Genomic DNA, 21865 nt, shown 5'->3' on the forward strand with positions numbered 1-21865 from the left:
AGGGGGCGCCCTGTGCCGGGCGCCCCCTTCGCGTTCGCAAGGATCAGGCGTAGCGCTTGATCTCGCCCGATTTCAGCCGGGCCTGATAGCTCAGCATCTCGGCCTTGACGATGGGCATCAGGAAATACAGCCCGAAGATGTTCACCAGCGCCATGGCAAAGATCGCCGCATCCGAGAAGTCGATCACCGGACCAAGGTTCATCGCCGCGCCGATCACGACGAAGATGCAGAACAGGATCTTGAACGACAGCTCCTGCGCCTTGCCCTCGCCGAACATGTAGGTCCATGCCTTGAGGCCGTAGTAGCTCCACGAGATCATGGTCGAAAAGGCGAACAGGATCACCGCCAGCGCCAGCACATAGGGGAAGAACGACAGCGCCGAGCCGAAGGCCGCCGATGTCAGCGCCACGCCGGAGACGTTGCCTTCGGTTGCCACCCGGCCCGCTTCGGCATCCCAGATGTACAGGCCGGTCTGCGGGTCGATCTGAAGCACGCCGGTGATGACGATGACCAGCGCCGTCATGGTGCAGATCACCACCGTGTCGATGAAGGGTTCCAGCAGCGAGACATAGCCCTCGGTGATCGGTTCCTTGGTGCGCACCGCGCTATGGGCGATGGCGGCCGAACCGACGCCCGCCTCATTGGAAAACGCTGCCCGTTTGAAGCCCTGGATCAGCGCACCAACAAGCCCGCCAGCGACGCCAAGCCCGGTGAAGGCCCCCGCGAAGATCTGGCCGAAGGCCCAGCCGATCTGGTCATAGTTCATCGCGATGATGATCAGCGCCGTGCCGACGTAGAGCACGCCCATGAAGGGAACCACCTTTTCGGTGACCTGCGCGATGGATTTCAGCCCGCCGATGATCACCGCAAAGACAATCGCGGCAAAGATGATGCCGGTGATCCAGCCGGGATAGTCGCCGACGATGTTGGAGATTTGCGCATGGGCCTGATTGGCTTGGAACATGTTGCCGCCGCCGAGCGCGCCGAGCACGCAGAAAATCGAGAAGAGGATGGCAAGGAATTTGCCAAGCCCGGCAAATCCGCGTTCTTCCATGCCCTTGGACAGGTAGTACATCGGGCCACCCGACACCGATCCGTTGGGATATTCGTTGCGATATTTCACACCCAGCGTGCATTCGGTGAATTTCGACGCCATGCCCATCAGGCCAGCGAGGATCATCCAGAATGTCGCGCCGGGGCCACCGATCGACACCGCCACAGCGACGCCCGCGATGTTGCCAAGGCCCACCGTGCCCGACAGCGCCGTTGCCAGCGCTTGGAAATGGCTGACCTCGCCAGCGTCGTCAGGGTCGGAATACTTGCCAGTTACCAGCGCGATGGAATGCGGAAACGAGCGGAACTGCACAAAGGCGAAATACACGGTGAACACCGTCGCGGCGATCACCAGCCACAGCACGATCCATGGAAAGCTGGTGCCGGGAAAAGGTGAGAAGATGAAATTGACAAAGGGGCCGGTCGCCGCGCCCACCATTTCGTTGATGGCGGCATCGATGCCATTGGGCGTTTCCTGCGCATTGGCCGCCGGGGCCGCAAACAGTGTCGCGAGGGCAAGAAGGACTGTCTTGTTGAACATGGTTCTGCCTTTCCGGATCATGGCACGATGACGGTTGGAACAGGGGCAAGTTGCGCAAGCCCGAGTGTGACCGATCCAAAGACCCGCGCCGCCATCGACTGCGACCCCGAGCGGCCGACGAAAATCGCCGTGGCCTGCGCCTTCTTGGTCTCTTCGAGGATCAGTTCCACCACCTGTCCGTAGCGGATGACCCCCTTGGCGGGCACGCCAGCGGCTTCGGCGCGGGCCAGCGCGGGCTGCATGACGACCTGATCGGCGCGCGCCAGCTCCTGCTTGCGGCGGCCATGGCGTTCGGCCAGTTCTTCGGGGGTAAGGAAGCGGTAGGGCGACCATTCGAGGATATGCACCAGCAGCAGGCTGGCACCTTCTGTCTTCGCGCGGTGTATGGCGTACTCAAGAACGCCCGGATTGTCGGGCGCGCCTTCGAACGCGACAATAAAAGTGTCGGAACTCATCCTGTCTGTCCTTTTGTTGTTCTCGGCGTCGGACGTTGCTCTTGTCGGTGGCAACCTGCCCTGAATGCTGGGCGATAAAGGCCAGAGCTGTCACCTGATTTTAAGGAAAACTTTACAATTTCGCGGGCCATCTCGGGTCAGCATGGCAGATTGTGACCGAAAAGGGCGAATAATTCCGGCTTTTTCTTCCTTGGCGTGTGGGCCATGCTGCGTTCAGCCCCGCGCATCCGGGGCCCAACACGGGAGAGAAGACATGAGCAAGCGCGACGAGCTGATTCAGAAATACGCCGAAGACCTGCGCGGAAAATGCGGCATCGAGCCGGACATGGCCCTGCTGACCAAGGTGACCATCGGCTGTGGTCCGTCGATTTACAACGCAGACAGCGCGACCGTCGCTTCGTCTCAGCCAGCCGAACTGGAGACCGTGAAGGCCAATTTCCTGATGAAGAAGCTGGGCTTGCCCGATGGGCCAGAGCTGATGGATGGCATCAACAAGGCCATCGAAACCTACGGACAGTCCGAGCGCAGCAAATATCGCGCCGTGCTGTATTATCTTTTGGTGACGCAGTTCGGCAAGCAAGCGGTCTACGGCTGACCGGGTTCGGTTAACGCAGTTTACCACGACCTTTCCGCAATGGATCGCCGTTTAGGGAGTTCCTGCTTGGGGAGAATCGCGGCTTGGGGTATTCATGGTTTGTGGCCAGAAGGCCGAAACCGGAATTGAACCATACTGTGTGGGAGCAGTGGGGTGAGAGACGGGGTTCGGCACCGGCCGGACCTCGTCTTTATCTTTTTGTCAGGCGGGCAATTCAGCTCAGCCCGGCGAGCGCGCAGACCACCCGCCATTCCTCGGCGGTGACCGGCTGCACCGACAGGCGCGACTGTTTCAACAGCGCCATTTCCGACAGGCGCGGGTCGGCTTTGACCATCTCAAGCGTCACCGGGGTTTTCACCGGCTCTATCGCCTGAATGTCGACGCAATCCCAGCGATCATCACTTGCCGTGCTGTCGGGATGGCTTTGCGCAATCACCTCGACAATGCCGACGATGGCCTTTTCCGTCTGGGAATGATAGAAAAAGCCCCGGTCGCCCACGCGCATCTCGCGCATGAAATTGCGGGCCTGATAGTTGCGCACGCCGGACCATTCCTCGCCCGCACTGCCCTTGGCCACCTGGTCTGCCCAGGACCAGGCCGATGGTTCGGACTTGAACAGCCAGTGGTTCACCCGACGACCTTTTTCCAGGCCTTCAGCTCGACGCTGTCGAACAGGCCTGCCTTGGCATAGGGATCGCTGTCGGCCCATGCCTGCGCCGCCGCCATATCGGCCACTTCGAGAAGCACGAGGCTGCCGCACATCTCGCCCGCCGCATCCAGCAGCGGCCCGGCCATGGTCACAACGCCGGTGGCCGCGATATAGTCCAGATGCGCCTGACGGTTGTCCTTGCGCGTCTGCAGCGCGCCTTTCTTGTCCTTGGCGATAAGAGCGATAAGCATGTCATTCCTCCTTCAGGGATCGGTTTAGCAATTGGGTGATGATCTCGGCAACCGAGGCGCCGTTCGAAACCTCGGCCACGGCGGCGCAGATCGGCAGATCCAGGCCCAGCCGCCCGGCCAGCCGGGTGACGGCCAGCGCGGTCTTGACACCTTCGACGGTCAGCGCGGCATCGAACGGCGCGCTGCCCCCCAGCGCCAGCCCATAGCGATAGTTGCGCGACAGCTCCGAGGTGCAGGTCAGCGCCAGATCGCCAAGGCCCGACAGCCCGGCGAGCGTTTGCGGTTTTGCGCCAAGCGCGATGGCAAGGCGGGTCATTTCGGCAAAGCCGCGGGTCATCAGCGCGGCGCGGGCGCTGTCGCCCAGCCCCATGCCGATGCAGGCCCCGCAGGCAATGGCGATGACATTCTTCAGCGCGCCGCCAAGCTCGGCCCCGGTGGTGTCGGTGGCGCGATACAGCCGCAGCGTCGGGGTCGACAGCTCTGCCTGAAGCGCGGCGCCGGTGGTGGCATCGGCGCAGGCAAGGGTCAGCGCGGTCGGCAGGCCCCGCGCGATGTCGTCGGCAAAGCTGGGGCCGGTGAGGATCGCCGGAATCGCCTGCGGCTTGGCGGCGGCGATCACCCCGGTCGGGCCGGTCAGCTCGGTCAGATCGATGCCCTTGCAGCAGGCGACAAGGCGCTGCCCGGCCAGCGGCGCATCGATTAGGCCAAGCACCGAATGCAGCGATTGCATCGGCGTCGCCAGCAGCAGGGTCTGCGCCTGCGCAACCTCTGCGATGGACTGTGATGCGGTGATGCCATCTGGCAGTGGCGCATCTGGCAGGCGCGGGGCGCGGCGCTTGGCGTTGATGCTGTGAACAGTGGCGGCGTCGCGCGCCCAGATGGTCACGGGGGTGCCCTTGCGGGCCAGCGTGATCGCCAGCGCCGTGCCGAAGGCCCCCGCGCCGATCACGCCGATCACGCCTTGGCGCCCTTCTTGCCAGAGCCAAGCAGCGGCGCGGCGTTCCGGTCGAGCGGCCAGCGGGGGCGGGCGGTCAGCGCCATGTCCGACAGCTCACCAAGGGCAAGTAGCTCGCCTCCGGCATAGGCGATCATCGCCGCATTGTCGGTACAAAGCGCCAGCGGAGGCGCGGTGAAACGCACGCCGCGTTCGTCGCAGATCGCCTGCAAGGCGCCCCGGATGGCGGTGTTGGCCGCAACCCCGCCTGCGATGGCGATGGCGGGGGCCTCTGGCGCGTCGGCGAGATACAGCGCCAGCGCCCGCCGGGTCTTTTCCGCCAGAACGTCGCGCACCGCCGCCTGAAACCCGGCGGACAGATCGGCGCGGTCTTGTTCATACAGCCCGCCTTGGTCGGCGACAATCTGGTCGCGCATCCGCAACAGCGCCGTTTTCAGGCCGGAAAAGCTCAGATCGCAGCCGGGGCGATCCAGCAGCGGGCGGGGGAAGCGAAACCGCTTTTCATCGCCGCAAAGCGCCGCCTGTTCGACCGACGGCCCGCCGGGTTGCGGCAGGCCCAGCAGGCGGGCGGTCTTGTCGAAGGCCTCGCCGGGCGCGTCGTCGATGGTGCCGCCAAGGCGGGTAAATTCCTGTGGGCCACGCACGATCAGAAACTGGCAATGCCCGCCCGACACCAGCAACATCAGGTAGGGAAACGCCAGACCGTCGGTCAGGCGCGGCGTCAACGCATGGCCCGCAAGGTGGTTGACCCCGATCAGCGGCTTGCCCAGCCCTGCCGCCAGCCCCTTGGCCATCATCACCCCCGACAACACACCGCCGATCAGCCCCGGCCCCGCCGTCACCGCCACCGCGTCGATGTCGCGCAGCGTCACCCCGGCGTCGGCCAGCGCCTGCTCGATGGCAAGATCGAGCTTTTCCGCATGGGCGCGGGCGGCGATCTCGGGCACCACGCCTCCGAAGGCGGCGTGCAGTTCGGCTTGGCCCATCACCACCGATGACAGGATCTGCCGCCCGCGCAGCACCGCCGCGGCAGTGTCGTCGCAGCTGCTCTCCAGCCCGAGGATCAGGGGGTCGTTCATGCGTCCATCCGTTGCAATGCCTTTGCCATGCAGCTACCACCTGCGCACAAGCGTCACAATGCCAAGGCCGCCATGCCAACGCCCATCCTGCTGCTGACAAGGCCCGAACCCGCCGCGCGGCGGTTTCTGGCAGCCGTGTCAGAGCGGGTCGAGGGCTTTCATCCGATCCTGAGCCCGCTGCTGCGGATCGAACCGCACGGCCCGCTGCCGCAGACCGATGCGGTGGGGGCGATCTTTACTTCGGCCAATGGCGTGGCCGCGTGGCAGGCGCTTGGCGGCGCGCCGCTGCCGCTGTGTTATACGGTGGGCGATGCCACGGCCCGTGCTGCCCGCGCCGCCGGCTTTGCGCCGATCAGCGCGCAGGGCAATGCCGATGCCTTGGTGGCGCTGATCCGCGCGCAGGCCCCGCGCGGCCCGCTGATCCACCTGCGCGGCACCCACAGCCGCGGCGATGTGGCCCGGCGGCTGACCGACGCGGGCATTCCGGTGCGCGAAGCGGTCATTTACGATCAGCCTGCACAGGAATTGAGCGCCGAGGCGTTGATGGCCCTGTCTGGTCAGGCTCCGGTGATTCTTCCGCTTTTCTCTGCGCGAACGGCACAGCAGGTTGCGCAGACCCCGGCAGGCAGAGCGCCGCTAATCGTCGCAGCCATCAGCCCCGAGGTGGCCGATGCGCTGGGCGCGCTCTATGTGCAAAGGCTGGAAATTCCTGCGCGAGCTGACGCGGAACATATGCAGGCTGTCGTGATTGGTCTACTGAAAGACAGCGGGGCGCTTGTGAAACGTCACGGGTCTGTGGAAGGTTAGGCAGGCACGCGCCTCAGACGTGCCGTGGATACGAGAACGTACTCGAGAATTTGAAAGGGTGGAGCGTGGCCGACGAGAAGAAACCGGTAGACGGCATTGAGGATGGCGCTGATACGCAAGCGCCACAGACCCCGGAGACGGTGAACGAAGAGCTGGTCGGCGATGGCGCGGGCAAGGCCGAAGACGACGCTCCCGCCAAAGAGACCGAAACAGAGGCAACCGCCTCTGTCGGGACGGACGAGAACACCGATATTCATTCGGCAGGCGAAGCGGCTCTGGCCGAGGAAGAGGCCGCCGAGGCCGAACCTGTGCCGGACACGGATGAGACCGCCGAAGCGGAAGACAACGATGCGTCCGTTCCGGACGACACGGATGCGCCCGTTCCGGACGACGAGGATGCGCCCGTTCCGGACGACGGCTCTACAATCGACGCCAACTCGCCGTCCGCAATCGACGGCACCGTCGAAGCGCCGGCTCCTGAAGCCGCAACCGCCGCCGCCGCCGTCCCCCCCGCCGCCGAGCAGAGGCCCGCACCCAGCTCTCCGCCGCAGGTGATCGAAAAGACCATCGTCGAGAAAAAGGGCGGCTTTGTGCCGATGCTGCTCGGCGGTGTCATCGCTGCCGGTATCGGCTACGGCGTTGCGACCTATCAGGCCGGCGGTTTTGGCACCGTGCCGAATCCGTTCGAGGATGAAACCCGCGCCAGCCTGACCGACCAGTCGGCCCGCATCGACGCGCTTGCTGCCGAGGTGAAGACCGCCACCGACACCGCAAACGGCATCGATCTTTCGGCGCTCGAAGCCTCGGTCAGCGATTTGCAAAGCCAGATCGACGCTGCCACCGGCAGCTCTGCGCAACTGTCGGAGCGTCTCGACACCTTCACCGCGCGGCTCGATGCGATCGAAAAGCGTCCGCTAGAGCAGATCTCGCCCGAGGCCGTCGCGGCGTTCGAGCGTGAGCTCGACACGCTGCGCGAGGCAGTGGCCCTGCAAAAGACACAGGTCGAGGACATGACCCAGCAGGCGCTCGACGCCGAGGCCAACGCCGAACAGCTTGCCGCCCTGTCCAAGGCCCGCGCCGCACTGGCCGAGGCCAGCGCTGCCATCGTGGCGGGTGCGCCCTTTGCCGCGCAGCTCGCGATCATCGAAGCCAATGGCGTTTCGGTGCCGGCGGCGCTGTCGGCACCCGCGGAAGACGGCGCGCCCACGCTGCCCGAACTGACCGAGGAATACCCGCCGCTGGCCCGCGAGGCGCTTGCCATCGCGCGGCGCGACGAAACCGAAGGATCGAGCGGCACCGCGCGGTTCAGCACCTTCCTCGAAAACCAGCTGGGCGTGCGCTCGGTCACCCCGCGCGACGGCGATGGCGCCGACGCCATCCTGTCGCGCGCCGAGGCCGCGCTGAAAGGCGGCGACCTTGCCACCGCGCTGAGCGAACTGAACAGCCTTCCGGACGAGGCCAAGGCGCCTTTGAGCGACTGGATGGCCAAGGCGCAGACACGCGCCGATGCGGTCGGGGCGGCAGAGTCGCTCGCCCAGGAACTGAACAAGGAATAAGGGTCGAAACATGCTCTGGTCACTTCTGAAGATCGTCATCTTCGTCGCCATCGTCGCGGCCCTGACCCTTGGCGCGGGCTATATCATGGAGGCCAACGGCGGCATCCAGATCACCGCCGCAGGGTACGAGCTCAACCTCGGGCCGCTGCAATCGGTGATCGCCGTCGGGCTGCTGGTTCTGGGCCTGTTCATCCTGTTCAAACTGGTGGGCCTGCTGATCGCGGTGCTCAAGTTCATCAACGGCGATGACACCGCGTTGTCGCGCTATTTCGACCGCAACCGCGAACGCAAGGGCTATCAGGCGCTGTCCGAAGGCCTGCTGGCGCTGTCCTCTGGCGAGGGCAAGCTGGCCATGGCCAAGGCGCAAAAGGCCGACCGCTACCTGCACAAACCCGCGCTGACCAACCTGCTTACCGCGCAGGCCGCCGAAATGAGCGGCGACACCCGCAAGGCCGAGGAAACCTACAAGAAGCTGATCCAGAACGAGGATACCCGCTTTGCCGGGATTCGCGGCATGATGAAGCTGAAGCTGGCCAAGGGCGATGAAGACACCGCGCTGGCGCTGGCCGAACGTGCCTTCTCGATCAAGCCCAAACATCCTGAAATTCAGGACATGCTTCTGGAATTGCAGGTGAAAAAGCACGACTGGAAGGGCGCGCGCAAGACGCTTTCCGCCGAGCTGAAGCACGGCAACTTGCCGCGCGACGTGTACAAGCGCCGCGATGCGGTTCTGGCGCTGTCCGAGGCCAAGGATATCTTTGCCGAGGACAAGCCGATCGAGGCGCGCGAGGCGGCGATTGCCTCGGCCAAGGGCTCGCCCGACCTGATCCCCGGCGCCTGCATGGCAGCGCGGGCCTATCTGGCGCGCTCGGAAAAGAAAAAGGCCGAGCGTATCCTCAAGAAGACCTGGAGCGTGCAGCCGCACCCCGATCTTGCAGCCACCTTCGCCGAGATCGAGCCCGAGGAAACCCCGGCCCAGCGGATGAAGCGGTTCAAGGCGCTGACCTCGCTGCGCACGGCGCATCGCGAAACCAAGCTGCTGCGGGCCGAACTGGCGCTGTCCGCCGAGGATTTCCCCGAGGCGCGCCGCGCCATCGGCAACCTTGCCGAAACCGAGCCGGATGCCCGCGTGCTGACCGTCATGGCCGCGATTGCCAAGGGCGAGGGCGCGCCGGAAACCGAGGTGCGCGGCTGGCTGGCCAAGGCGCTGAGCGCGCCGCGCGGCCCGTCCTGGGTCTGTGACAAATGCCACCACATCCACGCCGACTGGGTGCCGATCTGCGACAATTGCGGCGGTTTCGACACGCTGAGCTGGACCAACCCGCCGCAAAACGGCGGCGCGCCCGCCGGGGCCGAGATGCTGCCACTGATCGTCGGCACCGCGCCGGCCCCCGCCGAAGAAGAGGCGCCGGTGGTCATGGCTCCCAATCCACCGACGCCAGAGGGCGCGGCTGCGGCAGAGGCCACCAAGGCCGAGGTCGAAGAGGCAGAAGTCGTTGCCGAAGACGCGCGCAAAGAAGAGGCAAAATAGCCCTTCCCTACGGGTGGCCTCGGTGCTATGAGGCCGCCCACCAGTGCCGGTGTAGCTCAGCTGGTAGAGCACGTCATTCGTAATGATGGGGTCGTAGGTTCGAGTCCTATCACCGGCACCAAGATGCTATACGGATCGCTTCTGCGAGGCGTATGCGCCAAAGGCAGGGCAATCGAGACACCTTCTGGTGTTCGGAATTTCGCTCTGGCAAGATGATCCTGACGAGTTTCAGACAGCCCTGATCCTGATTTTGACCCGCAGGGCAGGGCTTCCCCATGCTTCCGACTTTCAGGCTAGCAAGGCCGATCGCTCTGATCGGGATCGCATGTCGGCGGATTGGGACAAATGCGCGGACAACACATATGTGGGCCCCTACGCTTGGCGGTGGATGTCGCGGGCGAGGCCCGGTGCGCGTCTTTGGATCTGGCGCGTCGTAGGTGATCTGCAACCGGGATCGCAGCAACAGCCATTGTACAAATGACCCCGCCCGGCAGATCCAGGAGCCGATCCACCGGGCGCGGCCGTCATGCCGGTCTTCCCCTGTCAGACCGGCATGTGGTCTTCGGCGGCACGGGACAGCCAGCTGGTCACGTCAACCATCCGGCCATCCCGCCCGCAAATCGTCACGCCGACCGCGTGGCCGCTTCCCTCGATCAGAATGCGGTCGCCGTCGAAACTGGTAAACCGCAGACTGACCGGATCGGCAGAGGTCAGCATCTGTTCCTGCAGGATCGTCAGGGCGATCCGTTCTCCCAACCTCAGCCCCTCGCTGGCGTCGCTGAAAAAATGCACGCCTGCCATGCAACCGGCTTGGGCGAGGTTGCCGGCCAGCTTGTCGAGCTCTCCCTGGATCGTGAGATGTTTGCTGCCCGGCGCCAGAACCAGATCGGCGCCGCTGCGCGCCGGGTCGATTCCATCGAGGCCAGAGATGACGCAGGGTTGCAGCGCGTCGCCAAGACCGATGCTGTCCATCGGGCGCTCTGTCCAGCCGTCTTCGCAGGTGAACATCTCGAACCGGGCCTTGAGCATGGTGACGCAGGCCCCGGCAACAGTTGCGGGCGCGGCTCCGTGCGAAGGAGTCATGGGCGATCCGTCGATCCATACCATCGGCATCAGAAGGCTTTGCGCCCCGTCGTGCGATAGGCCAGTCAGAGGGTAGCCGTTTTGGGGATCTTTATGCGCCGCAAGCTGCGCGGCATTATGCGCCGCAACAGGGGCAAGCAGGCCGGTCCGCTCCAGCCCGTCGAGCATCAGCCGCAGTTGGCGCTGCATGTCCTGTGTCAGCCTGCCGGGACGCCCATTCGCGACCTTGTCGAGCATCGCCGCTAGGCGTTCGGGGCGCCCACGGCGATGGATGTGAAACGCCTGTCGCCGCGCCGCCTTGGCCGCGTGAGAGGCGGCAATGGCGAGGCTGGACAACAGATCGAGGGCGGCGACCTCGCCGCGGGTGCCTTGCGCCTGAGCGCCGGAGCGAGGCGCGCCTTGGCCGAGCAGGATCAACGCCGCGGTGGTGCAATGCTGTGAGATCTGGTCGAGCCGTGCGCAGGCGGCCAGATGCCGCGGCGTGGTGATAAACCCGCGCTCTGGCGCAAGCGCCTGCAAATGCCCGAGATTTGCGCCCTGCTGCGCATCAAGCCAGCTTTGCGTATCGACCATGTGATCGACGCCGTGCGGATAGCGTCCGACCCGCTGGTCGATGTCCTGCACCCCAAGGGAAACACGGCCGCGGCGCTGCTCTGTGGGGGTGCGCCCTGTTCCGACAAGCAGGAATTGCGACAGGGCGGGGCCGCGATCGTCGTTGCGCGTGGCGCCCTGAAACAGCGGTCGGATCGCATGCTGCCCCTGCTGGTCAAAACGGGTTGCGCGGCGCTCTGTGGCGCGGGGGCCGATGCCGCAGGGGGTCACGCCAAGGTTCAGGAACGGCAGGCTGCCAAGCGCTTGCGTCAGCGCATCGACGCTGAGCCCGCAGGCAAGCACGCGATCGCTGCCCGCGGTGATCTCGGAAAACGGCACGTCGCGCAGCAGCGCCAGCGCGTAAAGTTCGGCCATCTCCGCGATCAGCTCGGCCGAGCCCAGCGTGGGGGCGGCTCCGGTGGCGATGTCGCCCGGATCGGCCCCCTGAAGATCGAACAGATGCCCGGCGCGCGGGCCGTCCCAATCCCGTGGCTCGATGGGGTTGCCGTCACGGCGCGTGCAACGCCACGGCTCGCGATAGTCGGGCTTGGGGCGATACCATGCGGGGGTGTGGCCGCCGCGCACGCCCGCTGCCTGCGGGCCGAGCGGTACGTCGAAATCATGGGCGAGGCCAGCCCGCCCCGGCTGCGTGATCGCCCTCACGAAGGCGCGGTAGGCGCGCGGGTCGACAAAGCCATCGGAATCATGGGGCAGACCCTTGGTGAAGGCCAGCGGCCACAGCTCGGCATGCCGTGCGTCTTCGCCATTGGTCGGGCTGATCTGTGGCGCGCGGCTGGCGGCGATCAGCGCGGCGGTTTCGCGAATCTCGCAGGACTTGAGGTGGCGTTCTGCCGGACCAGTGTCGGAGCCGGTATGGTGCTGATAGTCTCGAAAATCATCCATCGCGTCATCTTCCCCTGTCGAGCGCCGCATTCGCGCCCCCTCCCAAGCATCGTTTCGCCAATGGATTCACCGGCACAGGGGAAAAAATGGGGAATTCACGGACCATTTTCGGGGAAAAACCGAGGAAACCTCTCAAAAGTCGGGAATTGCGTGTTTGACAGAAGCTGACCAAAGGTAAAGCATCGGTTAACAAATTTCAGTACGCGTATTGGAGGCATGGGCATGAACCGGCCCGGTGATCGTTACAGATTGCGCCTTTTCGGACCGTTCGAGCTGCGCGCTCCGGACGGGCGGGCGGTGACGCTTGGCCGCAAGGCACAGGGGCTGGTGGCGATCCTTGCCTGTCAGGATGGGCGGGCCGTGCCGCGTGTTCGGCTTCAGGATCTTCTGTGGTCGCTCAGCGGCCCGGAGCATGGCCGCGACAGCCTGAAGAAATGCCTGCGCCAGCTGCGCACTGCGCTTGGCGAGGATGCCGATGGATTTGTGCTTTGCCGTACCGACGGAGTGGCCCTGAACAAGGCCGCAATCGACTGCGATCTGGAACAGGTTTCTCCAGAGGGCGCATTTCTTGAGGGGCTCGATCTGAACGATCCCGAATTCGAGGATTGGCTGCGCGAGACGCGCTCCCGGCTCAGACGGCCGCGCAGCGTGGTGGTCGCCGGGCCGGGCCGCGACGCTGGCTCGCGGCTGCGCATCGCGGTAGGGGCGCTGCGCACGCTGCCTCAGGACATGCTGGCCGAGATGGGCGCGGGGATGCTGCTGGGCCGGCTGGTGTCGTTGCTGTCGCAGAACGATCTGATCGACCTGCGCGATCTGCGCGACGCCGACCTGCAAAGCCTTGGCGGGGCGGACGCGCGGCTTGCCAGCCGGGCGATGACCTCTGGCGACCGGATCTGCGTGCAGCTTGCGCTGATTGCGCTGGCCAGTGGCCGGGTGATCTGGTCCGAAGACGTGGTGCTGCCCGTCGATACCGGCACCGATCGCGCCGCACTGGCGGGCACGGTCGCCCGGCTGGCCGGGCAGATCGAGCGCGCCGTCTGCCGCGAGGATCGCGAGACCGGCGATGGCAGCCGCGCCGCGTCGCGGCTGATGCTCGACGGGATCGAACGGCTGTTCCACCTTGGCCCCAACAACACCGACGCCGCTGTCGAGCGCTTTCGCCGCGCCGCCGCCATCGAGTCGCGTGGCAGCTTCAAGGCGTGGCTGGCGCTGACCACCGCGTTTCGGCTGGAAAGCAGCAAGGGCCGCGACGCCCCTGCCTTGCGGGACGAGGCCGAACAGCTGACCGCAGAGGCACTGGACGAGGCGCCCGACAATCCCTTGGTGCGCTCGCTTCTGGCGCATGTCAGCGGCTTCGTGCTGCGGGATTTCGACCGGGCGAATGCGTTGCTGACCCCGCTCGAGGGCAGCGATCCGGCAACCCCGATGTATCATTTCGCGCTGTCGATGCTGCGCTTCTACGAAGGGCGGCTGGACGCTGCGCAACAGGCCGCGGTGACAGCGCGCCAACGCGGCGGCAGCCATCCCTATGCCTATGCTTTCTCGACCGGGCTGAGCATGATCGCGCTGTGTCGCGGCGATGCGGCGCAGGCCGTCGCGCATGGGCGCGAGGCGCGTGGCCTGATGCCGCTGCGCAGCCGTCCCTACGAGCCAACGCTGCGCTATCTCACGGCGGCGCAGGCGCAGGCGGGGCAATTGGCCGACGCGCGCAATACGTGGGACGCGCTGTGCCGCGCCGACCCCCACAACGATGCCAAGAACTTGCGGGACAGCGATTTTCCAGTGCCCGCCGAACATGCCCGCGAAGCGCTTGGCCGCAGTTTTCGCGCGCTTCATGCTGCCGTGACCTGAGACAGGAGCCGCCCGTGCCGATCCCCCCATTGCCCCATCCACTTGCCGGGTTCGACGGCGCCAGCAAGCTGCGGCTTGGCAAGCAGGGCGACATATTCGAGCCGCTGGCCGCACCGGCGCCGCTTGCGGCCACGCGCGGCGCAACAATGCGCATTGCCTCGCTCGCAAGCGTGAAAAGCGCGACCAGCCTTGGCGGAGCCCGTGCGCAGGCCCAAGCACAGGCACAGGCCCAAGCGCAGGCTCAGGCTCAGGCGCAGACAGCGGGCGGCGGTTTTCCCGATCAGGTGCTGTCGACATGGGCGGAGCTGCGGGAACTGGCGCTGCTCGGCGATCGCATTGCGCCGGATGGCAGCGGGGCGCTCCTCGAGGCCGGACGCGCCTTTCCCTTCGAGGCGATCTGTCTGCCACCGCCCCCCGGCGCCGATGAGACCGCCGCCGAAATCGAGACCCTGCGCGGCTATCTTCAGGATCTGCGCAAGGACAGCTACCGGCAGGCCGAGATCGACCGCCAGAAGACCGCCAACCATCCAATCGACGTGCTGCGCCCGCTGGGGATCGACGGCATCGGCGGCTATGACAACACCGTCCGGCTGATCCGCACGCTGCTGCAACTGTCAGAGCGCATCGGCTATGTCTACAAGGCGCGGTTTTCCCGGCCGCGCCCCTCGGCGCTGGATCCGACGCTGCGGCCCTTTCTGTCGAATCCACCGCACGCGGCCTATCCGAGCAACCACGCCTTCCAGAATTTCACCCTCGCCGAAGTGCTGAACCGCGCGCTGCCCGAACTGCCCGCGACGGTCGAGCTGTTTCACGTGGCGCGGCGCATCGGTGAAAACCGCGAACACGCGGGCATCCATTACCCCTCGGACACCGACGCTGGCGAGATGCTGGCGCGGCAGATGGCCCCCTATTTCATGTATGTCTGCCGCTCCGCGATCCGCGCGGCGCAGCAGGACTGGCGCTGAAGGTGATGATATGATGGACGAACCCGGGTATGGGCAACATTTCCTGTGGCATCTCGCACGGATCGGCGCGTTGCAACCTGTCGGAACCGCCCCTGAAACATGGCAGCCCAGCCCGGCCTGGGTGGCGCTGCTGGACCACGCAAAGCCGCTCAGGATTGCGCTGATCGACAATGGGGCGGCGCTGGATCATCCCAACCTGCAAGAGCCGGGGCGCCCCTGTCTGCACCAGCCGATCGAATTTGCCGCCCATGTGCAGGGCACGCTCTATGCCGACGATCCCGATGCTGCCGTGCCACGGTTCGACCGGCTGCCTGCCGCGTTGGCGCATATCGGCATCGACGATCCCGCGGCGTTCTTCGACCGCCCGCTGACGCCGCAGCTTGGCGATGCCATCCACGGCTATCTGGCCGGAACGCTGAGCCCGGCGCGGATCGACCTGCCATCGCCCTCGGCCCGTTTCGCCGCGCATGGCACCTGCTGTGCGGGGCTGCTGGCCGGGCGGCCCGAACCCGAAGGGGCAACGCATCGCAGCCCGGTGACGCTGCCCTATTACGGGGTGAACCCGGTGGCGCAGGTGATTCCCATCGCCACGGTCTACAGCCCTGCCTACTGGCCGCTGGTGATGGGGCTGCTGTATGCCATCGACCGGGGCGCCGATGTGATCCTGATGCCGCGCGCCGCCGAAGACATGATCGCCCCCGCCGATTACCTCGCGGTCTGGGGGGAGGACGGCAAACCAAAACTCGGCGAAGACGCCGATCCGCGCGGCAACGGCAACCTGACCGACGCGGCGCGCTACGCCGACAAGCTGCTGTTCGAAGAACTGCTGCTGAAAATCGCTGCGCATGTGCCGGTGATCCTTGCCGCCGGGAACAGCGGCCAGAGCCGTCTGGAATATCCCGCCTCTCTGGCCGCGCCGGACAATGCACTGATCACCGTGGGGGCGGTGAACAGCCTTGGCAGGATTGCTAGCTATTCCTCGGGGCAGGCAGACGGGCCGACGGTGCTTGCGCCTTCGGATGATCGTGAAGAGATTTCAAACGCCTATTTCCGCCATTCTGACACATCGTGGCGGGCGCGGCGGCTGGATCTGTCCGCTGTCGAGGGCCGGACCGATGCCGAATCCGACTATTCGCCTTACGGAGTGCTGGCGACCGACATTCCCGGACCTTACGGCTATGATGCAAGCACGACATCCGATCTCGACCTGACCGAAGATCGCCTGCCTGCCAGCGTGATCGCTGACCGGATGGGGCAGGAAAGCCTGCCGCGCGGGCTTTATACCTTGTTCGGAGGCACCTCGGCGGCATCAACCATCGTTGCGGGCATCGTCTCGCTGATCAAGGCCAGCCCAGCCGGGAAAGATCTGGATGGCCATGCCATGAAGCAGAAACTGTTGGCCATATCGCAGGACAATGCGCCGCTTGCGCTCGACGCGCTTCAGGCCGCGGACGAGCCGGACTGATCGCTGCGCGGCGCCTTTGCTGCGCTGTTGTCAGACAGAGACGCAGCCTTTTGAAGGGATTGTGCGACGCTTACGGCCTCTCTGGCCCGGGCGCGCGCCTCCCGTGACCGGGCGCGCGCTTCGGCAGCGCGGTCGTTGACAGGCGGAGCCGTGACACTCAGCGATTCCATTCGCCCCTCGGAATTTGCCCTGAACTCAAAGGAGCGTGTCGATTTAAATCGTTTGCGTCAAGAAATGGCAGCGTTCTGTCGCTTGGTTTCGGTAAAATGCGTTGCGATCAGGCGTGGGCCAAGTCGACGGGGCCGGGTCTCTTTGAGATCGCCCGAGCTCTGTCATGCGCGCCAAGGATTCCGGCGCGCACAGGTCTTGCAGTCTGGCGCGACGTCAGGGGGCGACGACGCCAGAGGCGATGGTTCAGATCAACCCCTCGCGGCGCAGCAGGGCCTTTACGTCTGCCTCGGGGCGCGGGCCCATGTGGGCGATGACCTCGGATGCGGCAACGGTGCCCATCCGGGCGCAGGTTTCCATGTCGGCGCCGGTGGCAAGCCCGTACAGAAACCCTGCGGCGAATTGATCGCCCGCGCCGGTGGCATCGATGGGCACCACCTTGGTTACCGGCACGTCGATGCGCTGGCCATCCTTCATCACGCTGACGCCGTCGCCCGACCGGGTGCAGACCACCAGCGGGCAGACCGCCGCCACCCGCTCCAGATCCTTGTCGAGATGATCGTCCTGATACAGCGAGCGGATCTCGGCCTCGTTGCCGATGACGTAATCCATCTCGTTGGCGATCAGGCGCAGGAAATCGTCGCGGTGACGTTCGACGCAGAACGGATCGGAAATGGCGATGCCGGCGATGCCCCCCGCGGCGCGGCATTTGCGGGCCATGCGGGTAAAGGCGTCTTTGCCCTTGGGCTTGTCGAAAAGATAGCCTTCGAGGAACACGATCTCGGCCTGCGCCGCCACGTCTTCGGACACATCCTCGGGGCCAAGCTCGGCCGAGATCCCCAGATAGGTGTTCATCGAGCGCTCGCCATCGGGCGAGACGAAGATCATGCTGCGCGAGGTCGGCAGCTCGCCGCCCACCACCGGCGGATTGACGAAATCGGTGCCGTCGCGCTCCATGCCTTCTGCGTAGAACCGCCCGAGCGCATCGTCGCGCACCCGTCCGACAAAGCCGGTGCGCAGCCCCAGCTTGCCGATCCCGGCCAGCGTGTTGGCCACCGACCCGCCCGGTGCCTGCACCCGGTTTTCCATCGCGCCGTACAGCTGTTCTGCGCGGTCGCGTTCGACCAGCTGCATGATGCCCTTCTCGATGCCCATATGGTCGAGAAAGCTGTCATCGCTGCGGCTCAGCACGTCGACGATGGCGTTGCCGATGCCGACGACCTGATATTTCTTGGTGGGGTGGGGCAGGGTCATAGGGTCTTTTCCTCGAACTGGCAGAGGTCGCGGATCAGGCAAGCAGGACATTTCGGCTTGCGCGCGACGCAGGTGTAGCGACCGTGCAGGATCAGCCAGTGATGGGCATGATGCTGGAAATCCACGGGAATATTGTCTTCGATGGCGCGCTCGGTGGCGACGACATCCTTGCCGGGGCAGATGCCGCTGCGGTTGCCGACGCGAAAGATATGCGTATCGACCGCCTGCGCCGGGTAATGCCACCACATGTTGAGCACCACATTGGCGGTCTTGCGCCCAACGCCGGGCAAGCTTTCCAGCGCGGCGCGCGAGCAGGGCACTTCGCCGTCGTAATCGTCGACAAGGATCTGGCTCAGCTTGATGACGTTCTTGGCCTTGTTGCGGAACAGGCCGATGGTCTTGATATGCTCGGTCACGCCGTCCAGCCCGAGGGCCAGCATCTTTGCGGGGGTATCGGCGATCTCGAACAGCTTCGCCGTGGCCTTGTTGACTCCGGCGTCGGTTGCCTGCGCCGACAGCGCCACGGCGACAACCAGCGTATAGGCGTTGACGTGATGCAGCTCGCCTTTTGGTTCGGGTTCCGCCGTCTGAAAGCGGGTGAAGATCTCCCGCAGGGTATGATAATCGAGCTGTTTTGCCATCTGTCCGGATATGCCGGGCAAACGCGGTCCGGGCAAGCAGTTAGCGTTGCGGGCGAGGGGCTGGCCTTGAAACCGCAGGATCCGGGTCGCGCGGCGGCCTCGGTCAGGCTACTGCTGTGTCACGCAGAACGGAGCCGGACAGATGCAGCAGGACGCCCAAGGCTATCATTTCGATTTCATGCGCCGCGCCATCGCCGAGGTCGACGCAGCCGGCCCCGGCGTATCGCTTGAGGCGCTGGCGGGGCGGCTGAACATGAGCCCGGCGCATTTCCAGCGGGTGTTCTCGCGCTGGGCCGGGGTGTCGCCGAAACGCTTCCAGCAATACCTTGCGCTGGGTCACGCCAAGGCGCTGCTGGACGAGCGGTTCACCACGCTTGAGACAGCGCATGAGGCCGGGCTGTCCGGCACCGGACGCCTGCACGATCTGTTCCTGCGCTGGGAGGCGATGAGCCCGGGCGAGTATTCCAGAGGCGGTGACGGGCTGGTGATCCGCTGGGGCTGGTTCGACAGCCCGTTTGGACCGGCGCTGATGATGGGCACCGACAAGGGGCTGTGCGGCATCGCCTTTTCCGCCGAATCCGGTGAGGCGGAGGCGATGCGCGATCTGCGCGCCCGCTGGCCGGCGGCGCGCTACGTCGAAGATCCCGCCATGCTGGCGGACTGGACCGCCGCCGCCTTCGGGCAGGCTCAGGGCGATGTGCCACTGTTCCTGATCGGCGCGCCGTTCCAGATCAAGGTGTGGGAGGCACTGATGCGCATCCCGTCCGGCCATGTCACCAGCTATTCCGAAATCGCCAAGGCCATCGGAAACCCGCGCGCCGTGCGGGCGGTGGGCACGGCGGTCGGGCGCAACCCGATCTCGCTGCTGATCCCTTGCCACCGGGCGCTGCGCAAATCGGGCGGCTTGGGGGGCTATCACTGGGGGCTGCCGGTCAAGCGGGCGATCCTTGCGTGGGAATCGGCGCGGCTCGAGGCGTGACATCGGCGTGAGAGTTGTTGCGGGATGCGCAGACTCCCGCCGATGTGATCGCATAACCGTGGTTGGCGCTGGTAAACGGCAGGCTATAACCCACGCAGACCCCGACTCTGGGGACTGCATACCATGAGGAGAGGCTTTTCATGATCCGGGCAACCAAACCGATTTTCCTGACGCTCACCGCCGCGCTGGCGCTGGCGGCCTGTAGCGATATTACGCTGATCGACGACAGCGATCCCAACGCACGCGCCAAGTCGGGTGCGGTGATCGGCGCGCTGGGCGGGGCCGCGGCAGGCCGCATTCTGGGCGGCAACAACAATGACACCGTCAAGAACACCCTCGTTGGCGCTGCCGTCGGCGCGGCGGCGGGCGGCCTGATCGGCAACAACCTCGACAAGCAGGAAGCCGCGCTGCGACAGCAGCTGGGCAACAATGTCGGGATCAACAACACCGGCGACCGGCTGATCGTGACCCTGCCGCAGGACATCCTGTTCGCCACCGACAGTGCATCGCTGCGCCCCGACCTTCAGGCCGACCTGCACACCGTGGGCCGCTCGCTGCTGGAATATCCCAACACCACGGTGCAGGTCATCGGCCACACCGACAGCGATGGTGATGCGGGCTACAACCAGCAGCTCTCGCAGCGCCGGGCGCAGTCCGTGGCTTCGGTGCTGATGTCCGAAGGCGTGCCGTCCTACCGCATCCAGTCGATCGGACGCGGCGAAAACCAGCCCATCGCGTCGAACCTGACCGCAGAGGGCAAGCAGCAGAACCGCCGGGTCGAAATCGTGATCCTGCCGAACGCCAGCTAAGCCTTTCAGGTCTCGCTGACATGACGCGCCGCGGCCCACCCGCGGCGCGTTTTTGCATTCCGGACGCATCGCCCTAGCGATACCGTAGGCCTGTGCCCTTGCGGGCAGGCAGAAAGGCTGCAAGGGCAGACAGGTGGCGGTATCTGGCGTAAACGAAAAACCCCCGGCGCAAGGGCCGGGGGTCTGTCGCGAGCTTTGAAGAGAGAGAGTTCAGCAGCCGGTGCCGTGCAGAACGACGCGGAAGGTTTTTGCGATCACCGACAGGTCGGTGCCAAGCGACACCTGACGCAGGTAATCAGTGTCGAACCCGGCCCGTTCGGCAAAGCTCGATTCATTGCGGACAGAGATCTGCCAGAAGCCGGTGATGCCAGGGCGCAGCGCGTAATAGGCGGTGCCCGGATACAACTCCTGCTGCGACACCAGCATCGGGCGCGGGCCGACAAGGCTCATGTCGCCGCGCAGCACGTTGAACAGCTGCGGCAACTCGTCCAGAGATGTCTTGCGGATGATGCGACCAACCACTGTGATGCGCGGGTCGTTGCGAAGCTTCTGGTTGCGGTCCCATTCGGCACGGGCGGCAGGATCCGAGGCCAGATGCGCCTCCAGCCGCGATTCCGCATCGGCGACCATCGAGCGCAGCTTCCACATGTAGAAGATCCGGCCATGACGCCCGACCCGCTTTTGCAGGAAGAACGGCGACTTGCCATCAAGCGCGATCAGGGCTGCCAGAACCAGCGTCACCAGAACAACGGGCACGGCCCCAAGAAGCACGATGGCGACATCAAGGCTTCGCTTGCCGAAGTCGCGGTAAAACTGCGCACGCGGCGCCTTGAGCAGCGTGTCTTCAATCAGCCTGTCGAATTCGGCCGTGATGACCGGTTGTCGAATATGCAGTGTCAACGTGACCTCCTAGAGGTTTTGCATCGACGGGAAACGGAAAGGGCCTGCGCCTCCGGGTCTCTTCCAGAAAAACAGCCGAGCGCATGGTTCGGCCAAAGCCGGGCTCAGGTTTATCCTCTGGAGAGGTCGGGGATTTCCGACAATGCGCCGGTCAAGATTGCAGTGAACTCGCCATAAGCTCCCGAGTGATGGCACCAACCCCCCGGTGCCGTTGTGATAATCAAGTTCTGTGACCGGAATGTGTTCATTCGTTCCACTTTTATGTTTATGCGCCGCGACTTCGCTGGGGTCAACCGACGCTTTTATGAACAGCTTATGGTTGTTCTTTGCGGGCAGATGTAAATCCGCGGTTAACCTATTTTAAATGAATAGCCGCCTCCCAATACCGGGTGTTTGAATAGAATCGTCCGCCATGCTTTCGGAGCCGGGCTGTCTTTGGGTGGAAACAATACCGGTGCCAAAACCGGCAAATTCATGCTGCAGCGCGGAAAAATCTGGGCTCGGGGCGGCGGAGAGCGGTCAGATACGAGCCTCGGCGGGGGCCGGTCGAGCCGGGGTGGAAACAATCCGGCCACCGTATCTTCGTTGCGCGGACGCGGCCCGATCGCCTGTTACGCCGAGTGGATCGCAAGCGCTGCCGGTTGATCGACACGCTCCGCGAGAACATAGTCGATAACGAAATGTTACAGGCGGAGATAATCCGTGATGGGCTGTGCCTAAGTGATGACCACCGACTGCCCAGCTTTCGCCTAACTCGGGTCGAATCGCGCCACATTGCGTCGAC

At 65.1% G+C, this 21865-nt stretch carries 19 protein-coding genes and 1 tRNA gene; 10 read left to right on the forward strand and 10 right to left on the reverse strand.

Annotated elements, in window-relative coordinates:
- Positions 1–43: 43 nt before the first annotated feature.
- Both KO516_RS02250 and KO516_RS02255 read right to left on the reverse strand, forming a co-directional pair.
- Positions 44–1594: a sodium:alanine symporter family protein gene (locus KO516_RS02250; protein ID WP_216002187.1), complete on the reverse strand. Its 1551-nt coding sequence runs from the start codon at positions 1592–1594 to the stop codon at positions 44–46.
- A 17-nt stretch (positions 1595–1611) separates the two neighbouring features.
- Positions 1612–2049 (reverse strand): universal stress protein, encoded by a 438-nt coding sequence (locus KO516_RS02255; protein ID WP_216002188.1) that lies wholly within the window; start codon positions 2047–2049, stop codon positions 1612–1614.
- A gap of 253 nt (positions 2050–2302) precedes the next feature.
- Here KO516_RS02255 and KO516_RS02260 point away from each other — a divergent pair, with 253 nt between their 5' ends.
- Entirely contained in the window at positions 2303–2644 is a 342-nt protein-coding gene (locus KO516_RS02260) for a DUF2853 family protein (protein WP_216002189.1), read from the forward strand.
- A gap of 214 nt (positions 2645–2858) precedes the next feature.
- Here KO516_RS02260 and KO516_RS02265 read toward each other — a convergent pair whose 3' ends face one another.
- The 4 genes from KO516_RS02265 to tsaD are packed head-to-tail and all read right to left on the reverse strand — an operon-like array spanning position 2859 to position 5578.
- A complete protein-coding gene (locus KO516_RS02265; protein ID WP_216002190.1) occupies positions 2859–3275 on the reverse strand; it encodes an EVE domain-containing protein in 417 nt (138 codons plus the stop codon).
- On the reverse strand, positions 3272–3544 hold the full coding sequence (locus KO516_RS02270; RefSeq protein WP_216002191.1) for a YciI family protein: 273 nt from the start codon (positions 3542–3544) through the stop codon (positions 3272–3274). Before KO516_RS02270 ends, KO516_RS02265 begins: the two co-directional genes overlap by 4 nt.
- Before the next feature lies 1 nt (position 3545).
- Positions 3546–4502 carry an NAD(P)H-dependent glycerol-3-phosphate dehydrogenase gene (locus KO516_RS02275; protein ID WP_216002192.1) on the reverse strand — a complete coding sequence of 319 codons (957 nt, stop codon included), beginning with the start codon at positions 4500–4502 and terminating at the stop codon, positions 3546–3548.
- A complete protein-coding gene (tsaD, locus tag KO516_RS02280; protein ID WP_216002193.1) occupies positions 4499–5578 on the reverse strand; it encodes a tRNA (adenosine(37)-N6)-threonylcarbamoyltransferase complex transferase subunit TsaD in 1080 nt (359 codons plus the stop codon). Before tsaD ends, KO516_RS02275 begins: the two co-directional genes overlap by 4 nt.
- Positions 5579–5650: 72 nt before the next feature.
- Between tsaD and KO516_RS02285 the strand changes: the two genes are divergently transcribed.
- The 4 genes from KO516_RS02285 (at position 5651) to KO516_RS02300 (ending at position 9593) form a co-directional block, all read left to right on the forward strand.
- Entirely contained in the window at positions 5651–6385 is a 735-nt protein-coding gene (locus KO516_RS02285) for a uroporphyrinogen-III synthase (RefSeq protein WP_216002194.1), read from the forward strand.
- Between the two features lie 65 nt (positions 6386–6450).
- Complete coding sequence (locus tag KO516_RS02290; protein WP_216002195.1) at positions 6451–7941, forward strand: mitofilin family membrane protein; 1491 nt, start codon at positions 6451–6453, stop codon at positions 7939–7941.
- Between the two features lie 10 nt (positions 7942–7951).
- A complete protein-coding gene (locus KO516_RS02295; protein ID WP_216002196.1) occupies positions 7952–9472 on the forward strand; it encodes a heme biosynthesis protein HemY in 1521 nt (506 codons plus the stop codon).
- A 45-nt stretch (positions 9473–9517) separates the two neighbouring features.
- Positions 9518–9593: transfer RNA gene (locus tag KO516_RS02300), tRNA-Thr, on the forward strand.
- A 422-nt stretch (positions 9594–10015) separates the two neighbouring features.
- Here the strand turns inward: KO516_RS02300 and KO516_RS02305 are convergent.
- Complete coding sequence (locus KO516_RS02305) at positions 10016–12049, reverse strand: hypothetical protein (protein WP_216002197.1); 2034 nt, start codon at positions 12047–12049, stop codon at positions 10016–10018.
- A 222-nt stretch (positions 12050–12271) separates the two neighbouring features.
- Here KO516_RS02305 and KO516_RS02310 point away from each other — a divergent pair, with 222 nt between their 5' ends.
- The 3 genes from KO516_RS02310 to KO516_RS02320 are packed head-to-tail and all read left to right on the forward strand — an operon-like array spanning position 12272 to position 16330.
- Complete coding sequence (locus tag KO516_RS02310; protein WP_216002198.1) at positions 12272–13900, forward strand: hypothetical protein; 1629 nt, start codon at positions 12272–12274, stop codon at positions 13898–13900.
- Between the two features lie 14 nt (positions 13901–13914).
- A complete protein-coding gene (locus tag KO516_RS02315) occupies positions 13915–14865 on the forward strand; it encodes a hypothetical protein (protein ID WP_216002199.1) in 951 nt (316 codons plus the stop codon).
- A gap of 10 nt (positions 14866–14875) precedes the next feature.
- Positions 14876–16330 (forward strand): S8 family serine peptidase, encoded by a 1455-nt coding sequence (locus tag KO516_RS02320; RefSeq protein ID WP_216002200.1) that lies wholly within the window; start codon positions 14876–14878, stop codon positions 16328–16330.
- Between the two features lie 414 nt (positions 16331–16744).
- Here the strand turns inward: KO516_RS02320 and KO516_RS02325 are convergent, their stop codons facing one another.
- Positions 16745–17752 (reverse strand): adenosine kinase, encoded by a 1008-nt coding sequence (locus KO516_RS02325; RefSeq protein WP_216002201.1) that lies wholly within the window; start codon positions 17750–17752, stop codon positions 16745–16747.
- A complete protein-coding gene (gene nth / locus KO516_RS02330; protein ID WP_216002202.1) occupies positions 17749–18393 on the reverse strand; it encodes an endonuclease III in 645 nt (214 codons plus the stop codon). The genes KO516_RS02325 and nth overlap by 4 nt, the downstream gene beginning before the upstream one ends.
- 142 nt (positions 18394–18535) lie before the next feature.
- On the opposite strand from nth, the gene KO516_RS02335 reads away from it, so the two are divergent.
- The gene (locus KO516_RS02335; RefSeq protein WP_216002203.1) at positions 18536–19372 is read left to right on the forward strand and encodes a bifunctional helix-turn-helix domain-containing protein/methylated-DNA--[protein]-cysteine S-methyltransferase; all 837 of its coding nucleotides are present in this window, start codon (positions 18536–18538) and stop codon (positions 19370–19372) included.
- Between the two features lie 140 nt (positions 19373–19512).
- Positions 19513–20181, forward strand: a complete 669-nt coding sequence (locus KO516_RS02340) for an OmpA family protein (RefSeq protein WP_216002204.1) — start codon at positions 19513–19515, stop codon at positions 20179–20181.
- A 210-nt stretch (positions 20182–20391) separates the two neighbouring features.
- Here KO516_RS02340 and KO516_RS02345 read toward each other — a convergent pair whose 3' ends face one another.
- Positions 20392–21081 (reverse strand): sugar transferase, encoded by a 690-nt coding sequence (locus tag KO516_RS02345; protein ID WP_216002205.1) that lies wholly within the window; start codon positions 21079–21081, stop codon positions 20392–20394.
- Positions 21082–21865: the final 784 nt, after the last annotated feature.

This window comes from Citreicella sp. C3M06, from assembly GCF_018860705.1.
Classification (GTDB): Bacteria; Pseudomonadota; Alphaproteobacteria; order Rhodobacterales; family Rhodobacteraceae; genus Salipiger.

Bases quoted from the DNA above. Each gene is read 5' to 3' on its own strand.
- KO516_RS02250 (WP_216002187.1), bottom strand. From the start codon at position 1,594: ATGTTCAACAAGACAGTCCTTCTTGCCCTCGCGACACTGTTTGCGGCC.
- KO516_RS02255 (WP_216002188.1), bottom strand. From the start codon at position 2,049: ATGAGTTCCGACACTTTTATTGTCGCGTTCGAAGGCGCGCCCGACAAT.
- KO516_RS02260 (WP_216002189.1), top strand. From the start codon at position 2,303: ATGAGCAAGCGCGACGAGCTGATTCAGAAATACGCCGAAGACCTGCGC.
- KO516_RS02270 (WP_216002191.1), bottom strand. From the start codon at position 3,544: ATGCTTATCGCTCTTATCGCCAAGGACAAGAAAGGCGCGCTGCAGACG.
- tsaD (WP_216002193.1), bottom strand. From the start codon at position 5,578: ATGAACGACCCCCTGATCCTCGGGCTGGAGAGCAGCTGCGACGACACT.
- KO516_RS02285 (WP_216002194.1), top strand. From the start codon at position 5,651: ATGCCAACGCCCATCCTGCTGCTGACAAGGCCCGAACCCGCCGCGCGG.
- KO516_RS02295 (WP_216002196.1), top strand. From the start codon at position 7,952: ATGCTCTGGTCACTTCTGAAGATCGTCATCTTCGTCGCCATCGTCGCG.
- KO516_RS02305 (WP_216002197.1), bottom strand. From the start codon at position 12,049: ATGGATGATTTTCGAGACTATCAGCACCATACCGGCTCCGACACTGGT.
- KO516_RS02310 (WP_216002198.1), top strand. From the start codon at position 12,272: ATGAACCGGCCCGGTGATCGTTACAGATTGCGCCTTTTCGGACCGTTC.
- KO516_RS02320 (WP_216002200.1), top strand. From the start codon at position 14,876: ATGATGGACGAACCCGGGTATGGGCAACATTTCCTGTGGCATCTCGCA.
- KO516_RS02325 (WP_216002201.1), bottom strand. From the start codon at position 17,752: ATGACCCTGCCCCACCCCACCAAGAAATATCAGGTCGTCGGCATCGGC.
- nth (WP_216002202.1), bottom strand. From the start codon at position 18,393: ATGGCAAAACAGCTCGATTATCATACCCTGCGGGAGATCTTCACCCGC.
- KO516_RS02335 (WP_216002203.1), top strand. From the start codon at position 18,536: ATGCAGCAGGACGCCCAAGGCTATCATTTCGATTTCATGCGCCGCGCC.
- KO516_RS02340 (WP_216002204.1), top strand. From the start codon at position 19,513: ATGATCCGGGCAACCAAACCGATTTTCCTGACGCTCACCGCCGCGCTG.